The 16,045-nt window shown below is 60.7% G+C and carries 13 protein-coding genes; 11 read left to right on the forward strand and 2 right to left on the reverse strand.

The annotated features are described in order from the left end of the window. Nucleotides 1-57: 57 nt before the first annotated feature. The 4 genes from J3P95_RS15785 (at nucleotide 58) to J3P95_RS15800 (ending at nucleotide 4,035) form a co-directional block, all read left to right on the forward strand. Nucleotides 58-810 carry an N-formylglutamate amidohydrolase gene (locus J3P95_RS15785; RefSeq protein ID WP_434557728.1) on the forward strand — a complete coding sequence of 251 codons (753 nt, stop codon included), beginning with the start codon at nucleotides 58-60 and terminating at the stop codon, nucleotides 808-810. Nucleotides 811-914: 104 nt separating this feature from the next. Continuing rightward, nucleotides 915-1,931, forward strand: a complete 1,017-nt coding sequence (locus J3P95_RS15790) for an arginine N-succinyltransferase (RefSeq protein ID WP_434557729.1) — start codon at nucleotides 915-917, stop codon at nucleotides 1,929-1,931. A gap of 61 nt (nucleotides 1,932-1,992) precedes the next feature. Then, nucleotides 1,993-3,027: an arginine N-succinyltransferase gene (gene astA / locus J3P95_RS15795; RefSeq protein ID WP_434557730.1), complete on the forward strand. Its 1,035-nt coding sequence runs from the start codon at nucleotides 1,993-1,995 to the stop codon at nucleotides 3,025-3,027. Nucleotides 3,028-3,165: 138 nt separating this feature from the next. After that, nucleotides 3,166-4,035, forward strand: coding sequence for an isocitrate lyase/PEP mutase family protein (locus tag J3P95_RS15800; protein WP_434557731.1), 870 nt, complete (start codon nucleotides 3,166-3,168; stop codon nucleotides 4,033-4,035). An 81-nt stretch (nucleotides 4,036-4,116) separates the two neighbouring features. Here the strand turns inward: J3P95_RS15800 and J3P95_RS15805 are convergent, their stop codons facing one another. Then, nucleotides 4,117-5,346 (reverse strand): acyl-CoA dehydrogenase, encoded by a 1,230-nt coding sequence (locus J3P95_RS15805; protein ID WP_434580603.1) that lies wholly within the window; start codon nucleotides 5,344-5,346, stop codon nucleotides 4,117-4,119. A 178-nt stretch (nucleotides 5,347-5,524) separates the two neighbouring features. Here J3P95_RS15805 and J3P95_RS15810 point away from each other — a divergent pair, with 178 nt between their 5' ends. From J3P95_RS15810 to J3P95_RS15820, 3 genes are all read left to right on the forward strand, one after another. Then, complete coding sequence (locus tag J3P95_RS15810; protein ID WP_434580601.1) at nucleotides 5,525-6,457, forward strand: LysR family transcriptional regulator; 933 nt, start codon at nucleotides 5,525-5,527, stop codon at nucleotides 6,455-6,457. A 103-nt stretch (nucleotides 6,458-6,560) separates the two neighbouring features. Then, nucleotides 6,561-6,962, forward strand: a complete 402-nt coding sequence (locus tag J3P95_RS15815) for a MerR family transcriptional regulator (RefSeq protein WP_434557734.1) — start codon at nucleotides 6,561-6,563, stop codon at nucleotides 6,960-6,962. Nucleotides 6,963-7,018: 56 nt separating this feature from the next. Then, nucleotides 7,019-7,918: a hydroxymethylglutaryl-CoA lyase gene (locus tag J3P95_RS15820; RefSeq protein ID WP_434557735.1), complete on the forward strand. Its 900-nt coding sequence runs from the start codon at nucleotides 7,019-7,021 to the stop codon at nucleotides 7,916-7,918. A gap of 590 nt (nucleotides 7,919-8,508) precedes the next feature. Here J3P95_RS15820 and J3P95_RS15825 read toward each other — a convergent pair. Beyond that, nucleotides 8,509-10,206: an AMP-binding protein gene (locus J3P95_RS15825; protein WP_434580599.1), complete on the reverse strand. Its 1,698-nt coding sequence runs from the start codon at nucleotides 10,204-10,206 to the stop codon at nucleotides 8,509-8,511. 179 nt (nucleotides 10,207-10,385) lie between these two features. Here J3P95_RS15825 and J3P95_RS15830 point away from each other — a divergent pair, with 179 nt between their 5' ends. The 4 genes from J3P95_RS15830 to J3P95_RS15845 all read left to right on the forward strand — a co-directional run bounded on the left by J3P95_RS15830 (nucleotide 10,386) and on the right by J3P95_RS15845 (nucleotide 16,028). Next, on the forward strand, nucleotides 10,386-11,549 hold the full coding sequence (locus J3P95_RS15830) for an isovaleryl-CoA dehydrogenase (RefSeq protein ID WP_434580597.1): 1,164 nt from the start codon (nucleotides 10,386-10,388) through the stop codon (nucleotides 11,547-11,549). Between the two features lie 98 nt (nucleotides 11,550-11,647). Beyond that, entirely contained in the window at nucleotides 11,648-13,252 is a 1,605-nt protein-coding gene (locus J3P95_RS15835) for a carboxyl transferase domain-containing protein (RefSeq protein ID WP_434580595.1), read from the forward strand. Between the two features lie 14 nt (nucleotides 13,253-13,266). Beyond that, nucleotides 13,267-14,082, forward strand: coding sequence for a gamma-carboxygeranoyl-CoA hydratase (locus J3P95_RS15840; RefSeq protein ID WP_434580593.1), 816 nt, complete (start codon nucleotides 13,267-13,269; stop codon nucleotides 14,080-14,082). Beyond that, entirely contained in the window at nucleotides 14,082-16,028 is a 1,947-nt protein-coding gene (locus J3P95_RS15845) for an acetyl/propionyl/methylcrotonyl-CoA carboxylase subunit alpha (protein WP_434580591.1), read from the forward strand. The genes J3P95_RS15840 and J3P95_RS15845 overlap by 1 nt, the downstream gene beginning before the upstream one ends. Nucleotides 16,029-16,045 lie beyond the last annotated feature (17 nt).

The following is a 16,045-nucleotide window of genomic DNA, read 5'->3' on the forward strand; positions in this document are numbered from 1 at the left end:
AGGCCCAGAAGCTGGCCTTGGCCCAGGCACCGTCGCCTGCCAAACTTTGTGAACTCTATGCGTGAATCCATTGAATGTACCGAATGGGGTCTGTACACCAAGCCGGCGTTCCGATTGCTCCGGGAGGAATCCGAGCACCCCGTGCTGCTGGTTTGCGAGCACGCCAGCCGCTTCATCCCAGACGCGCTGAACGACCTGGGCCTGGATGAAACGGCCGCCCAGGAACATATTGCCTGGGACATTGGGGCCTTGGCCCTCGCCGAGCGGCTGTCCGAAACCCTCGGAGCAACCCTGCTGTCCGCTAATTACTCGCGATTGTTGATCGACTTGAACCGCCCACTTCACGTCGCCGACAGCATTCCGGCACAAAGCGAGATCTACCAGGTTCCCGGTAATCAGTCCCTGGACGGCACAACGCGCGAATATCGCCAACAGTGCCTCTTCCATCCATTTCATGATCAATTGCGGGCTTTGATCGACCAACGCCTGGGCGAAAATCGCACCGTGCGAGTGGTGGGTATCCACAGTTTTACACCGGTTTTCTATGGACAACCGCGTGCCCTCGAGGCCGGCGTGCTGTTTGGCGAAGCCAGGGACTACGCCCAGCGCATCGTCGACGGGCTCGGGCGACATTCGCTGCGGGCGGCCGGTAACCAGCCTTACAAAGTCAGTCCCTTGAGCGACATGACAGTTCCGGTACACGGCGACGGCCGTGGCCTGGAATCGGTGCTGATCGAGGTACGCAATGACCAGTTGCGCAGTCCCGAGTCAGTACGGACCTGGAGCGCTTATCTCGCTGCGCTGCTATAACACGACGGTGATGAAATTCCGGCTACAGCTACAACGCGTGGACATCGACAGTGATCGTCAAGCCCGGTACCTATCCGCGGGCTCTTTGAACAGGAGTGCTATCCATGCTGGTTCTACGTCCAGTTCGGTTAACCGATTTGCCGCAAGTGCAACAGCTGGCCCGCGACAGCCTGGTAGGTGTCACTTCTCTGCCTGACGACACCGATCACCTGCGGGACAGAATCCTCGCTTCGTGCGCCTCTTTCGACGCCGATCTGCAGAGCCCTGGCGCAGAGAACTACTTTTTTGTCTTGCAGGACCTTGCGTCAGGCCGTCTGGTGGGCTGCTCCGAAATTGTCGCCGCGACCGGTTGCAACGAACCGTTCTACAGCCTGCGCAACCGGCCGTTTTCCAGCGAGTCCCGGGAGCTGAACATTCAGCATGGCGTACCAGCGCTGTCGTTGTGCCAGGACCTCAACGGCCAGACGCTGCTACGCGGTTTCCACATCGACGCCGCGCGCGTGCGCACGCCTGAGTCGGAGCTGCTCTCCCGGGCCCGGCTGATGTTCATCGGTGCTCATCCCCGGCGCTTTGCCGAGGCGGTAATCACCGAAATCGTCGGTTTCAGCAGTGAAGACGGCCAGTCGCCCTTCTGGGACGCCATCGGCCAGCATTTCTTCGACCTGCCCTATACCGAAGCCGAACGTCTGTGCGGCCTGCAAAGCCGTACCTTTCTCGCCGAACTGATGCCTCAATACCCGATCTATGTCCCCATGCTGCCGCCAGAGGCGCAGGCCTGCATCGGCCGGGTGCATCCCGATGGCCAGGAAGCCTTCGACATTTTGGAGCGCGAGGGTTTCGAAACGAATAACTACGTGGACATCTTTGACGGCGGGCCGACGCTGCATGCCCGGATAACGAACATTCGCTCGATCACCCACAGCCGTTCAACCATCGCGCGACAGAGACGGCAGATCGATGCCCGGGGTCGTTACCTGGTCAGCAATGAGGGCCTTGGAAACTTCCGGGCCATCATCGCCGAGCTGGAGGTCAACGCCGAAGAGCCGGTGTCCCTGCACCCTGACATGCTGGCAGCGCTGGGTATCGCAGAAGGTGATCGGGTCCGGGTGGTCAGCCTATGAAACGCGTTCGATTTCGTACCTTGTGCCGAGACCGTGCCCGGCATGATGAAGGAGCCACGTCATGATAGTTCGCCCGGTCGCCCTGACCGACCTCCCCGCCCTGCTGGAACTGGCCCGTTGCGCCGGCCCGGGGTTTACCAGCCTGCCGGGCAATGAGGAGCGCCTGGCGCACCGCGTGCGCTGGGCCCAACGCACCTTTGCCGGGCAGGTCGAGCGGGCCGACGCTGACTACCTGTTCGTGCTCGAGGACGATGACCGTCGAGTAGTGGGCATCAGCGCACTGACCGGCGCGGTCGGGCTACGCGAGCCCTGGTACAACTATCGCGTCGGTGTAACGGTCAACTCGGCGCCTGAGCTGGGCATCCAACGGCAAATCCCCACGTTGTTCCTCAACAATGAAATGACCGGGCAATCGGAGATCTGCTCGTTATTCCTCCACCCGGAGCTGCGTCGCGGCCACAACGGGCGCTTGTTGTCCCTTGCACGCCTGCTGTTCGTCGCCGAATTTTCCCGGTTGTTTGGAGAAAAGCTGATCGCCGAATTACGAGGCCAAGCGGATGAACAAGGCTGCTCGCCATTTTGGGACAGCCTGGGGCGGCACTTTTTCAAGAAAGACTTCAGCTGCGCCGATCAGTTGTCCGGGATGGGCAACAAGTCGTTCATCGCCGAGTTGATGCCACGTCAACCGTTGTACACCTGCCTGCTCACCAAACAGGCCCAGGCTGTCATTGGCAAGGCGCATCCGGACACCGAACCCGCCCTCAAGATCCTCAACGCCGAAGGTTTCGTCCACAAGGGATACGTTGATATTTTCGATGCCGGCCCGGTGATCGAGGCGCCGGTATCGACGATCCGTAGCGTGCGTGATAGCCGTTCGCTGTCCTTGATGATCGGCACGCCCGACGAACAGGCGCCGATCTGGCTGATTCATAACCGTCGCCTGGAAAACTGCCGCGTCACCAGCGCCCGGGCGCACCAGCACGGTGAAAGCCTGCTCGTCGATCGCGCCACCGCCAAACGCTTGCAAGTGCAACCGGGCGACACGGTTCGCGCCGTGACATTACTCAAGCATGGGCGACATGCCGTGGCGGCCTAGCCTTGGCACAGTTGGATGCGCCGGGAACATGGCCCATGCGCATTCGTCATCATCTTTTCGCCTGCCACGTGATAGCCTTTGGACATTCGGCGTTGACATCTTTGCTCAAGCCCTTCCATTCCCATTGGTGGAACTCACATGTCCAGGCTTTCCCATCAACATTTGCGTCGCAACTTTCGCCAACTGCTGGCTTCCCAAACCTGCTACCACACCGCCTCGGTGTTTGATCCGATGTCGGCGCGCATTGCCGCCGACCTAGGTTTTGAAGTGGGTATCCTGGGCGGCTCCGTCGCGTCATTGCAGGTACTGGGCGCGCCGGACTTTGCCTTGATCACCCTCAGCGAGTTCGCCGAACAGGCCACCCGCATTGGTCGCGTGGCTCAACTGCCGGTGATTGCCGACGCCGACCACGGCTATGGCAACGCGCTGAACGTGATGCGCACCATCATCGAGCTGGAACGTGCGGGCGTAGCTGCGTTGACGATTGAAGACACCCTGCTCCCGGCGCAGTTTGGCCGCAAATCCACTGACCTGATCAGCGTGGCCGAAGGCGTCGGCAAGATCCGCGCGGCACTGGAAGCGAGAGTCGATTCGGAAATGGCGATCATCGCCCGCACCAATGCCGGGATCCTGCCAGTCCAGGAAATCATCAGCCGCACCCAGCAATACGAACGCGCCGGCGCCGACGGGATTTGCATGGTGGGCGTGCAGGACTTCGAACACCTGGAAAAGATCAGCGAGAACCTGAGCGTGCCATTGATGCTGGTCACTTACGGAAACCCGCTGCTGCGCGACGACAAACGCCTGGCCGAGCTGGGCGTACGCATCACCATCGATGGCCACGGCGCCTATTTCGCCGCGATCAAGGCCACCTATGACAGCCTGCGGGAACAGCGGCAGATCTTCACGCAGGCGTCGGACCTCAGCGCCACCGAACTGACCCACACCTACACCCAGCCCGAGGAATACATCCGCTGGGCCGAGGAATACATGAGCGTCAAAGAGTAGGGTTGATCAGTGACCGGTAGGTAAATGCAAGTACGCCATCGCGAGCAGGCTCGTGATGGCGTAGGCAGATTGAAGTAATCCTCACTGCCCGCTGCGGAGCATTTCCTTGGGCACGTACTTGCCGAGCTCGAACTTGCCGATGGCGGCGCGGTGGACTTCATCCGGACCGTCGGCCAGGCGCAGGGTGCGCTGCATGGCGTACATATAGGCCAACGGGAAATCGTTGGAAACCCCAGCGCCGCCGTGGATCTGGATCGCACGGTCGATTACCTTCAGGGCGACGTTCGGCGCAACGACCTTGATCTGGGCGATTTCGCTCTTGGCCACTTTGTTACCTGCAGTGTCCATCATATAAGCCGCCTTCAAGGTCAACAGGCGAGCCATGTCGATCTCCATCCGCGAATCGGCAATCTTGTCGATGTTGCCCCCCAGGCGCGCCAACGGCTTGCCAAACGCGGTGCGGCTGATGGCCCGCTGGCACATCAACTCCAATGCCCGTTCGGCCATGCCGATCGACCGCATGCAGTGATGAATCCGACCCGGGCCCAGGCGACCTTGGGCGATTTCAAAGCCGCGCCCCTCGCCCAACAGGACGTTTTCGTACGGAACCCGCACGTTATCAAACAGCACTTCGGCGTGACCGTGGGGCGCATCGTCATAGCCGAACACCGGCAGCGGCCGGACGATTTTCACCCCAGGGGTATCAACGGGCACCAAAATCATCGAGTGCTGGGCGTGACGCGGCGCGTCGGGATTACTCAAGCCCATGAAGATCAGGATTTTACAGCGCGGATCGCAAGCACCTGACGTCCACCACTTCTTGCCATTGATCACCCACTGATCGCCGTCGCGCTCGGCACGGGCGGCCATGTTGGTGGCGTCAGAAGAGGCGACGTCCGGTTCGGTCATGGCGAAGGCCGACCGAATCTCGCCCCGTAGCAGCGGCTCGAGCCAGCGCTGCTTTTGTTCTTCGTTGGCATAACGCACCAGCACTTCCATGTTGCCGGTGTCCGGCGCCGAACAGTTGAACGGCTCCGGCCCCAGCAACGAACGCCCCATGATTTCTGCCAGCGGCGCGTATTCCAGGTTGGTCAGCCCGGCTCCCAGCTCTGACTCCGGAAGGAAAAGATTCCACAGTCCCTCGGCCCGAGCCTTCGCCTTGAGTTCCTCCATGATCGCGGTGGGCTGCCAACGGTCGCCTTCAGCCACTTGCCGTTCGAACACGGCTTCAGCCGGGTAGACATAGGCGTCCATGAACGCCTTGACGCGTTCACGCAGTTCCTGAACCTTGGGGGAATAGGCAAAATCCATGGGCAGCACCTTCTTGGCAGAGGTTGTTTTTAGGTCATGAAATCGATGCTAGTTCAGCTACGAAAATTTACCTAACCTATTCTCGGCGTGTATTAACATTCATCACCGATATATGTTTCACTGATTCGCATTGCCACCCGGCACCTCATAACAAGCCCAAGAATAAGAGTGCAGCGCCATGAATCTGAGCAAGGTCGACCTTAACCTTTTCATTGTTTTCGATGCGATCTACACCGAAGCCAACCTGACCCGCGCCGGGCAGATCGTTGGCATCACTCAGCCGGCCGTGTCCAATGCCCTGGCGCGTTTGCGCGAGACCTTCAACGACCCGCTGTTCGTGCGCACCGCCCAAGGCATGGTGCCTACCCCGATGGCGCAGAACATTATCGGGCCGGTGCGCAACGCCCTGTCGCTGCTGCGGGTGTCGGTGCAGGAAAGCCGGATATTCAACCCTTTGCAGGCCGTCAAGACTTACCGCATCAGCATGACCGACCTCACCGAAGGCGTGATCCTGCCCCCGTTGTTCCAGCGCCTGCGCCGCCTGGCGCCGACCGTGGCCATCGAAAGTTTCCTCTCCAAGCGCCGTGAAACCACCAAGGAGCTGGCCGCCGGCCGCCTGGACTTCGCGGTCGACGCGCCGCTCAATACCGATCCGCAGGTGCGGCACGTCAAGCTGATGGAAGATCGCTACGTCTGCGCCATGCGCAAGGGGCACCCGTTGGCGGGCAAAGATAAAATCAGCCTCGACGATTACCTGTCCCAAACCCATGTGCACATTTCCAGCCGCCGCAACGGTTTGGGCTATGTCGACCTGGCCTTGGGCAAAATGGGCATCCAGCGCAAGATCGCCCTACGCTCGCAGCATTATCTGATGGCATCCCAGGTGCTTCAGCAGACCGACATGGTCATGACGGTTCCCGAACGCTTTTCTCGCCGTCACGATTTGCATGCCTTCCTGCTTCCGGTCAACGACGTACCGCCGGTGGAAACCCACCTCTACTGGCACGAAAGTACTGACCAGGACCCGGCGAACCGTTGGATGCGCGAGCAGATGATCGAGCTGTGCCAGCAAGTCACGGCCCATGAGAAGAAGCTCGACAACTTGGTGTGAAGCGATAGCCAGGGTAAACGTTTGCGAGCAAGCCCCCGCAGCTTGACGTGAACGTCAAGCTGCCATTAGCTTAGCGCCAACCCCTATCGTTTCGAGCGCTTCCATGAGCAGCCAGACCTACAGCATCTCCGACCTCGCCCGCGAATTGGACATCACCACCCGCGCCATCCGCTTCTATGAAGAACAAGGCCTGTTGAGTCCGGAACGGCGTGGCCAGGAGCGCATCTATTCGCCGCGGGATAAAGTCAGCCTGAAGCTGATTCTGCGGGGCAAGCGCATCGGGTTTTCCTTGGCCGAGTGCCGTGAGTTGATCGAACTCTACGACCCCAGCAGCGGCAATCAGAAGCAGTTGCACAGCATGCTGGCGAAGATCGTCGAGCGCCGGGAACAACTCGAACAACAACTGCTGGACATCGAACAGATGAAGCTGGAACTCGACACCGCCGAAGAACGCTGCATCCAGGCGCTGGAGCAGACGATCAAGGGCGAGGAAACCGTCCAATAACATCGCCAAGCCCGCTGCCGCAGCGAAATATCGCCCTTCACTACAGGTCAATCGCCATGTCCCTTCCCTCCTTTGTACGCCTGATCGAGGTCGGCCCCCGCGACGGGCTGCAGAATGAAGCACAGCCCATCAGCGTCGCCGACAAGGTGCGCCTGGTGGATGCACTGAGCGCTGCCGGCCTTGGTTACATCGAGGCCGGCAGTTTCGTTTCGCCCAAATGGGTGCCGCAGATGGCCGGCTCCGCCGAGGTGTTTGCGCAAATCCAACGCAAGCCCGGTGTCACCTACGGCGCCCTGGCACCGAACCTGCGCGGTTTCGAAGACGCGCTGGCGGCCGGGGTAAAGGAAGTGGCGGTATTCGCCGCAGCGTCCGAAGCGTTCTCCCAGCGCAACATCAATTGCTCCATCAAGGAAAGCCTGGAGCGCTTCACCCCGATCATGGAAGCGGCGAAACGCAGCGACGTCAGCGTGCGCGGCTACGTGTCGTGCGTGCTGGGCTGCCCTTACGAGGGCGAGGTCCAGCCAGGGCAAGTGGCCTGGGTTGCCAGGGAGCTATACGCCATGGGCTGCTACGAAGTGTCCTTGGGTGACACCATCGGCACCGGTACCGCTGGCGCAACGCGCAGGATGTTCGAAGAGGTTTCAGCGCACGTGCCGAGGGAAAAACTGGCGGGACATTTCCACGACACCTATGGCCAGGCGATGGCCAACGTCTACGCCAGCCTTTTGGAGGGCATTGCGGTGTTCGACAGCTCCATTGCCGGCTTGGGGGGCTGCCCCTATGCCAAGGGAGCCAGCGGTAACGTTGCGACGGAAGACGTGCTGTACCTGCTCAATGGCTTGGGCATCGAGACCGGTATCAACCTGGACGCCTTGATTGCCGCGGGCCGACAGATTTGTGAGGTGCTAGGTCGCCCGACCGGTTCGCGCGTCGCCAAGGCTCGACTGGCACAGTGAGGTGTTACCGCCCCGCTTGTAACGGGGATGAAACGAGTAACACGGAAACAATTTGTCAGGTTTGGCGCGCCAGGCTTTACAGCGAAAAACCGTACAACCTTGATTTGTATGGATTTTTAAAAGTTGGCACGGCACCTGCTATATATCTTGCACAACAAAAATAAAAACAAAGCGACACACCCAATAAAAACAAGACGAAACGACTCTGACATAACAAGAACAACACGGCAGAGACGCAGCTAACAGATTTTTTTGGAGAAGATGTGCTTTTCAGGGTGCTTCCAGGAGCAACCCGCAACCGGGCAGAGAACAATAAAACTACCTTCAGGTAGCTCCCGAATCGGTTGGATCGCCAGGCGAAAAAGCAGGTCAGCGCTCAAAAAAATACGTTTGCTCTTGATCCCGGATGGGGATCGCCAGAAACAGCGGTAAAGGGTCACGGCTACCAAAAACAACAACAGGCCGCCCCTCAATAATAAAAAAAGAGCACGCGACGACAAAATTAAAGGGGAGCTTCGGCTCCCCTTTGTGCTGTCTGGCGTTTGGGTCTTCCTTATGGAGCGAGCTTGCTTGCTCCCAAGGAATTTTGCTCAGCCTTCCACATTGCGCAGTTCTTCGATGCTGATTTCGCGCATGCGGAATTTCTGGATCTTGCCGGTCACCGTCATTGGAAACTCGTCCACAAACTTGAAGTGACGCGGCGTCTTGAAGTGAGCAATGCGATCCTTGCACCACGCTTGCAGCTCCTGCTCGGTGGCGCTGTGGCCAGGATGAAACTTGATCCAGGCAACAATCTCCTCGCCGTAGCGTGAGCATGGAATGCCGATCACTTGCACGTCCGCCACCGCTGGGTGGGTGAAGAAGAACTCTTCCAGCTCACGGGGGTAAACATTCTCTCCGCCACGGATGATCATGTCCTTGTTGCGCCCGACGATGCAGACATACCCCTGCTCATCCAGGGTCGCCAGGTCGCCGGTGTGCATCCAGCCATCCTGATCAATCGCCTCGGCAGTGCCCTTTGGGTTGTTCCAGTAACCGAGCATCACGCTGTAGCCGCGGGTACACAGTTCGCCGATGGTGTCACGGGGAACGATGTTTCCTTCTTGATCGATGATTTTACTTTCCAGTTGCGGCTGGGTACGGCCTACGGTGGTGACGCGCAGTTCCAGCTCGTCGGTAGGACTGGTCTGCAATGATACGGGGCTGGTTTCCGTCATGCCGTAGGCAATCTGCACCTCGGCCATGTGCATTTCATTGATGACCCGCCGCATGACTTCGATCGGGCACGTGGCCCCGGCCATGATCCCGGTGCGCAGGCTGGACAGGTCGAATTCGGCCCGCCGCGGGTGATCCAGCATGGCGATGAACATGGTCGGCACGCCGTACAACGCGGTGGCTTTTTCTTCGCACACGCTAGTGAGCGTCAGCAACGGATCGAAGGCATCGTTGGGGTAGACCATCGTGCTGCCATGGGTCATGCAGCCCAGGTTGCCCATGACCATGCCAAAACAGTGGTAGAGCGGCACCGGGATAACCAGGCGATCGTTCTCGCTCAGGCCGAGGCTTTCGCCGACCATATATCCGTTGTTCAAAATGTTGCGATGGCTGAGGGTCGCTCCCTTCGGGAAACCGGTGGTGCCCGAGGTGTACTGGATGTTGACCGCTTGATCGTAGTGCAAGCTGGCCTCGCACTCGGCCAGCTGCTGCGCCGATACCGAAGCGGCCAACGCTTGGAGTTGCGACCACGGCAGGAAACCCGAAGGAGGCTGAGGATCCAGGCTGATCACGCCGCGCAAATCCGGCAACTGCTCGCTGCGTAGTTGACCGATCGGTTGTTCACTCAACTCCGGCGCCAGCGTCTGCACCATCCCGTGATAATCCGACGTCTTGAACGCGCCGGCACACACCAGCCATTGACACCCGGATTGTTTCAGCACGTATTCCAGCTCGGAGGTGCGATAGGCCGGGTTGATGTTGACAAGAATGACGCCGAGCTTGGCGCTGGCGAACTGGCTGATACACCACTGCGCGCAGTTGGGCGACCACACGCCGAGGCGGTCGCCGGCTTTCAGGCCCAACGCCATCAATGCCCGCGCATGCACGTCGACGGTCTCGCCCAGTTGCCGCCAGGTGTAGCGCAGCGATTGGTGGCGAACCACCAACGCCTCGCTATCCTGATACCGAGCCACCGCCTGGTCGAACGCCTGGCCGATGGTCTGCGCCAACAGCGCTTTGTCTTGAGAGCCTCGGGTATAGCTGAGCTGCGATTGCGAACCGGATTGATCCATGACGCCCCCTCTTATCGTTTTTGATAGGTGTGCGGTGCGATTCAAGCGCACTTACTCTGGCCCAAGTTGACGTTAACGTAAAGAGCATTGACAGCTCTTCATCCCACGCTTACGTTAACGTAAAGGTGAGAGTGGTCCTACGGCCTTCCACAACCGATAAAAAAGCTAAAAGGTGCCCCATGAGCTACCCATCCCTGAATTTTGCCCTCGGCGAAACCATCGATATGTTGCGCGATCAAGTGCAATCCTTCGTCAAGGCAGAGCTGGCGCCTCGGGCGGCGCAGATCGATATCGACAACCTGTTTCCCGCCGATATGTGGCGAAAATTCGGTGACATGGGCCTGCTGGGCATCACCGTAGCTGAAGAATACGGTGGCGCCGGCCTGGGCTACCTGGCTCATGTGGTCGCCATGGAAGAAATCAGCCGCGGCTCGGCCTCGGTCGCCCTCTCCTATGGCGCTCACTCCAATCTTTGCGTCAACCAGATCAACCGTAACGGCAACCATGAGCAGAAGAGCAAATACCTGCCCAAGCTCATCAGCGGCGAACACGTCGGCGCATTGGCGATGAGCGAACCGAACGCCGGCTCCGACGTCGTCTCGATGAAACTGCGGGCCGACAAACGCGGCGATCGCTACGTGCTCAACGGCAGCAAGACCTGGATCACCAACGGCCCCGACGCCAACACCTACGTGATCTACGCCAAGACCGACCTGGAGAAAGGCGCCCATGGCATTACAGCCTTCATCGTCGAGCGCGATTGGAAAGGCTTCAGCCGAAGCAACAAGTTCGACAAGCTCGGCATGCGCGGCTCCAACACCTGCGAGCTGTTTTTTGATGACGTCGAGGTGCCGGAGGAAAACATTCTCGGCGTGCTCAACGGCGGTGTGAAAGTCCTCATGAGTGGTCTCGACTACGAACGCGTGGTTCTGTCCGGCGGCCCTACTGGCATCATGCAGGCCTGTATGGACCTGATCGTGCCCTACATTCACGACCGCAAGCAGTTCGGCCAGAGCATTGGCGAATTCCAACTGATCCAAGGCAAAGTCGCCGACATGTACACCCAGCTCAACGCCAGTCGCGCGTATCTCTATGCGGTGGCCCAGGCCTGCGAACGCGGTGAAACGACCCGCAAGGACGCCGCCGGGGTGATCCTCTACAGCGCCGAACGCGCCACGCAAATGGCCCTCGACGCGATCCAGATCCTGGGCGGTAACGGCTATATCAACGAATTCCCGGCCGGGCGTTTGCTGCGGGACGCCAAGCTGTACGAAATCGGTGCCGGCACCAGTGAGATTCGTCGGATGCTGATCGGTCGCGAACTGTTTAACGAGACGAAATGAATTTCGTCAGTTGCAAGCGGCAAGCTACAAGCGGCAAGAAGAATGCGCTCTTGCTTGCAGCTTGTGACTTGAAGCTCAAAGCTGCTACGGAGTAGCCCATGATTCTGCACACTCAGCTCAATCCACGCTCGCCGGAATTCATCGCCAACCGCGATGCCATGCTCGGACAGGTCGAGGCGCTGCGCACCTTGCTCGCGCACGTCCAGCAAGGCGGCGGCCCGAAGGCGCAGCAACGGCATACCTCACGGGGCAAGCTACTGCCGCGCGAACGCATCAACCGCCTGCTGGACCCGGGTTCATCCTTCCTCGAAATCAGTCCGTTGGCGGCCTACGAGGTGTATGGCGAGGACGTCCCGGCTGCTGGCGTGATCGCCGGCATCGGCCGCGTGGAAGGCATCGAATGCATGATTGTCGCCAACGATGCGACGGTCAAAGGTGGCTCCTACTATCCGTTGACGGTGAAAAAACACCTGCGCGCCCAGGCCATCGCCCAGCAAAATCGCCTGCCGTGCATTTACCTGGTCGACTCCGGCGGCGCCAACCTGCCACGCCAGGACGAAGTGTTCCCGGACCGCGAGCATTTTGGCCGGATCTTCTTCAACCAAGCCAACATGAGTGCCCAAGGCATCCCGCAGATTGCCGTGGTCATGGGTTCCTGCACCGCCGGTGGCGCCTACGTGCCGGCGATGGCCGACGAGGCGATCATGGTCCGCCAGCAGGCGACGATCTTTCTTGCCGGCCCACCGTTGGTAAAAGCGGCGACTGGCGAAGTGGTCAGCGCCGAGGACCTGGGCGGTGCCGATGTGCATTGCAAGATTTCCGGCGTCGCCGACCATTACGCCGACAGCGACGAACACGCCCTGGCGCTGGCCCGCCGCAGCGTGGCCAACCTCAATTGGCGCAAGCTTGGCGATGTGCAGCAACGCACGCCCATCGCCCCGCTGTATTCGAGCGACGAGCTGTACGGCGTGGTACCGGCCGACGCCAAGCAGCCGTTCGATGTCCGCGAGGTCATCGCGCGCCTGGTGGACGGTTCGGTGTTCGATGAATTCAAGGCACTGTTCGGAACGACCCTGGTGTGCGGCTTCGCCCACTTGCACGGTTACCCCGTCGCGATCCTGGCCAATAACGGCATCCTGTTCGCCGAGGCTGCGCAGAAAGGCGCGCACTTCATCGAACTGGCCTGTCAGCGCGGGATACCGTTGCTGTTCCTGCAAAACATCACCGGTTTCATGGTCGGCCGGAAATACGAAGCCGGCGGCATCGCCAAGCACGGTGCCAAACTGGTCACCGCCGTGGCCTGTGCCCGGGTACCGAAATTCACCGTGATCGTCGGTGGCAGTTTCGGTGCCGGTAACTACGGCATGTGCGGGCGCGCCTATGATCCGCGCTTCTTGTGGATGTGGCCGAACGCACGAATCGGCGTAATGGGCGCCGAACAGGCGGCCGGCGTGCTGGTACAGGTCAAGCGTGAGCAGGCCGAACGCAGCGGCCAGTCGTTCAGCGCCTCCCAGGAAACCGAGATCAAGCAACCGATTCTCGACCAGTACGAAGAACAAGGGCATCCCTACTATTCCAGCGCGCGGCTGTGGGACGACGGCGTCATCGACCCGGCGCAAACCCGCGATGTGCTGGGCCTGGCCTTGTCCGCGTCGCTGAACGCGCCCATCGAACCGAGCCGCTTCGGCGTGTTCAGGATGTAACCGGGGAAACACCCATGAACCAGTACAACACACTCGAACTGCACACCGACCCGCGCGGATTCGCCACCTTGTGGCTCAGCCGTGAGTCGAAGAACAACGCGTTCAACGCCGAAATGATCCGTGAGTTGATCCTCGCCCTGGACCAGGTCGGCGGCGATTCGAACCTACGCTTCCTGTTGATCCGTGGCCGAGGCAAACACTTCAGCGCCGGCGCTGACCTGGCCTGGATGCAACAGTCCGCCGAACTTGACTACCACACCAATCTCGACGACGCCCGAGAGCTGGCGGAGTTGATGTACAACCTCGCCAAGTTGAAGATCCCGACGCTCGCCGTGGTCCAGGGCGCAGCGTTTGGTGGCGCGTTGGGTCTGATCAGCGCCTGCGACATGGCCATCGGCGCCGACGAAGCGCAGTTCTGCCTGTCCGAAGTGCGCATTGGCTTGGCACCTGCGGTAATCAGCCCGTTCGTGGTGCAAGCCATCGGCGAACGGGCGGCACGGCGTTATGCCCTGACGGCGGAACGCTTCGGCGGACAACGTGCGAGGGAGATCGGTTTATTGTCGGAAAGTTACCCGGCCGAAGCACTGGACGGTCAGCTCGGGCAATGGGTCGACAACCTGCTTCTAAACAGCCCGGCGGCGATGCGCGCCAGCAAGGAACTGTTGCGCGAAGTCGGCAACGGCGCGCTCACTCCGGCATTGCGACGCTACACCGAAAACGCCATCGCCCGGATACGCGTCAGCGCCGAAGGCCAGGAGGGTCTGCGGGCCTTCCTGCAAAAGCGCGCGCCGAACTGGCAACCCGAGTCAAGCAACAAGGAGCCGCGTTGATGAGCGCCCCTGTCCTCACCACGCTACTGGTCGCCAACCGCGGTGAGATCGCTTGCCGCGTCATGCGCACCGCCAAGGCCATGGGCCTGACCACCGTCGCTGTGCACAGCGCCACCGACCGTGACGCACGGCATAGCCGCGAAGCAGACCTGCGCGTCGACCTGGGTGGCAGCAAGGCCGCCGACAGCTACCTGCAAATCGACAAGCTGATCGCCGCGGCCCAGGCCAGTGGCGCCCAGGCGATTCATCCAGGCTATGGTTTTCTTTCGGAAAACGCCGGGTTTGCCAGGGCTATCGAAACAGCCGGGCTGATCTTCCTTGGCCCCCCCGCCTCGGCCATCGACGCCATGGGCAGCAAATCCGCGGCCAAGGCCTTGATGGAAACCGCTGGCGTGCCGCTGGTGCCCGGCTATCACGGTGAAGCCCAGGACCTGGACACGTTCCGTGATGCCGCCGAGCGCATCGGCTACCCGGTACTGCTCAAGGCTACCGCAGGCGGCGGCGGTAAAGGCATGAAGGTCGTCGAGGACGTCAGCCAGCTGGCCGAAGCATTGGCCTCGGCCCAGCGTGAAGCGCAGTCTTCCTTCGGCGATTCGCGGATGCTGGTGGAAAAATACCTGCTCAAGCCGCGTCACGTGGAGATCCAGGTGTTCGCCGACCAACACGGCAACTGCCTATACCTGAACGAACGCGATTGCTCGATCCAGCGTCGGCATCAAAAAGTCGTGGAGGAGGCGCCGGCCCCCGGGCTGAGTGCGCAGACGCGCAGGGCGATGGGCGAAGCCGCCGTGCGGGCCGCCCAGGCAATCGGCTATGTCGGGGCGGGCACGGTGGAGTTCCTGCTGGATTCGCGGGGCGAGTTTTTCTTCATGGAGATGAACACCCGGCTGCAGGTCGAGCACCCCGTCACCGAAGCCATCACCGGGCTGGACCTGGTGGCCTGGCAAATCCGCGTCGCCCTGGGTGAGCCACTGCCCATTACTCAAGAACAAGTGCCGCTGCGCGGCCATGCCATCGAGGTACGGCTGTACGCCGAGGACCCGACCAACGACTTCTTGCCGGCCACCGGGCGCTTGTCGCTGTATCGTGAGTCCGCCGAAGGAGAAGGCCGGCGGGTCGACAGCGGGGTTGAAGAAGGCGACGAGATTTCGCCGTTCTACGACCCCATGCTCGGCAAGCTGATCGCCTGGGGCGAGAACCGCGAACAGGCGCGCTTGCGGCTGCTGGCGATGCTCGACGAGTTCGCTATTGGCGGGCTGAAAACCAATATCGGCTTTCTTCGTCGCATCATCGGTCACCCCGCTTTCGCGGCGGCGGAACTGGACACCGGATTTATCCCACGCTACCAGGCGCAATTACTGCCAGAACCTGGCGAACTGGACGACGACTTCTGGCACGCAGCGGCCCAGGGCTTCGCCTTGAGCCTGACGCCACGTGTCCGAGCCGATGATGTCAATTCCCCCTGGGCCGATACCGCCGGGCTGCGTCTGGGGCTGCCTGGGGAAATCACTCTGCATTTGAGCTGCGACGGCCAGGATCGCGCCGTGACATTGGACGTTACCGCCCGTTGCGTCGAACTCAAAGATGAGCACCTGGTCATCGAGTACAACGGCCTGCGTCGCAGCCATCGCGCCATTCGCCAGGGCGACAGCCTGTACCTGCGGTGGAACGGTGACTTGCATCGAGTCGATGCCTATGACCCATTGGCCGCGGCCGAAGCAAGCCACAGTCAGGGCGGCCTGGTCGCGCCGATGAACGGCAGCATCGTTCGGGTATTGGTGAGTGCCGGCCAGGCGGTGGAAGCCGGCGCGCAACTGGTGGTGCTGGAAGCGATGAAGATGGAGCACAGCATCCGTGCGCCCAAGGCCGGCATCGTCAAAGCGCTGTACTGCCAGGAAGGTGAAATGGTCAGCGAAGGCAGCACGTTGGTGGCGCTCGAGGAATAAGCATCGGCCCGTTCCCG

Source organism: Pseudomonas sp. Z5-35, from assembly GCF_051131945.1.
GTDB classification, from domain to species: Bacteria; Pseudomonadota; Gammaproteobacteria; order Pseudomonadales; family Pseudomonadaceae; genus Aquipseudomonas; species Aquipseudomonas marvdashtae.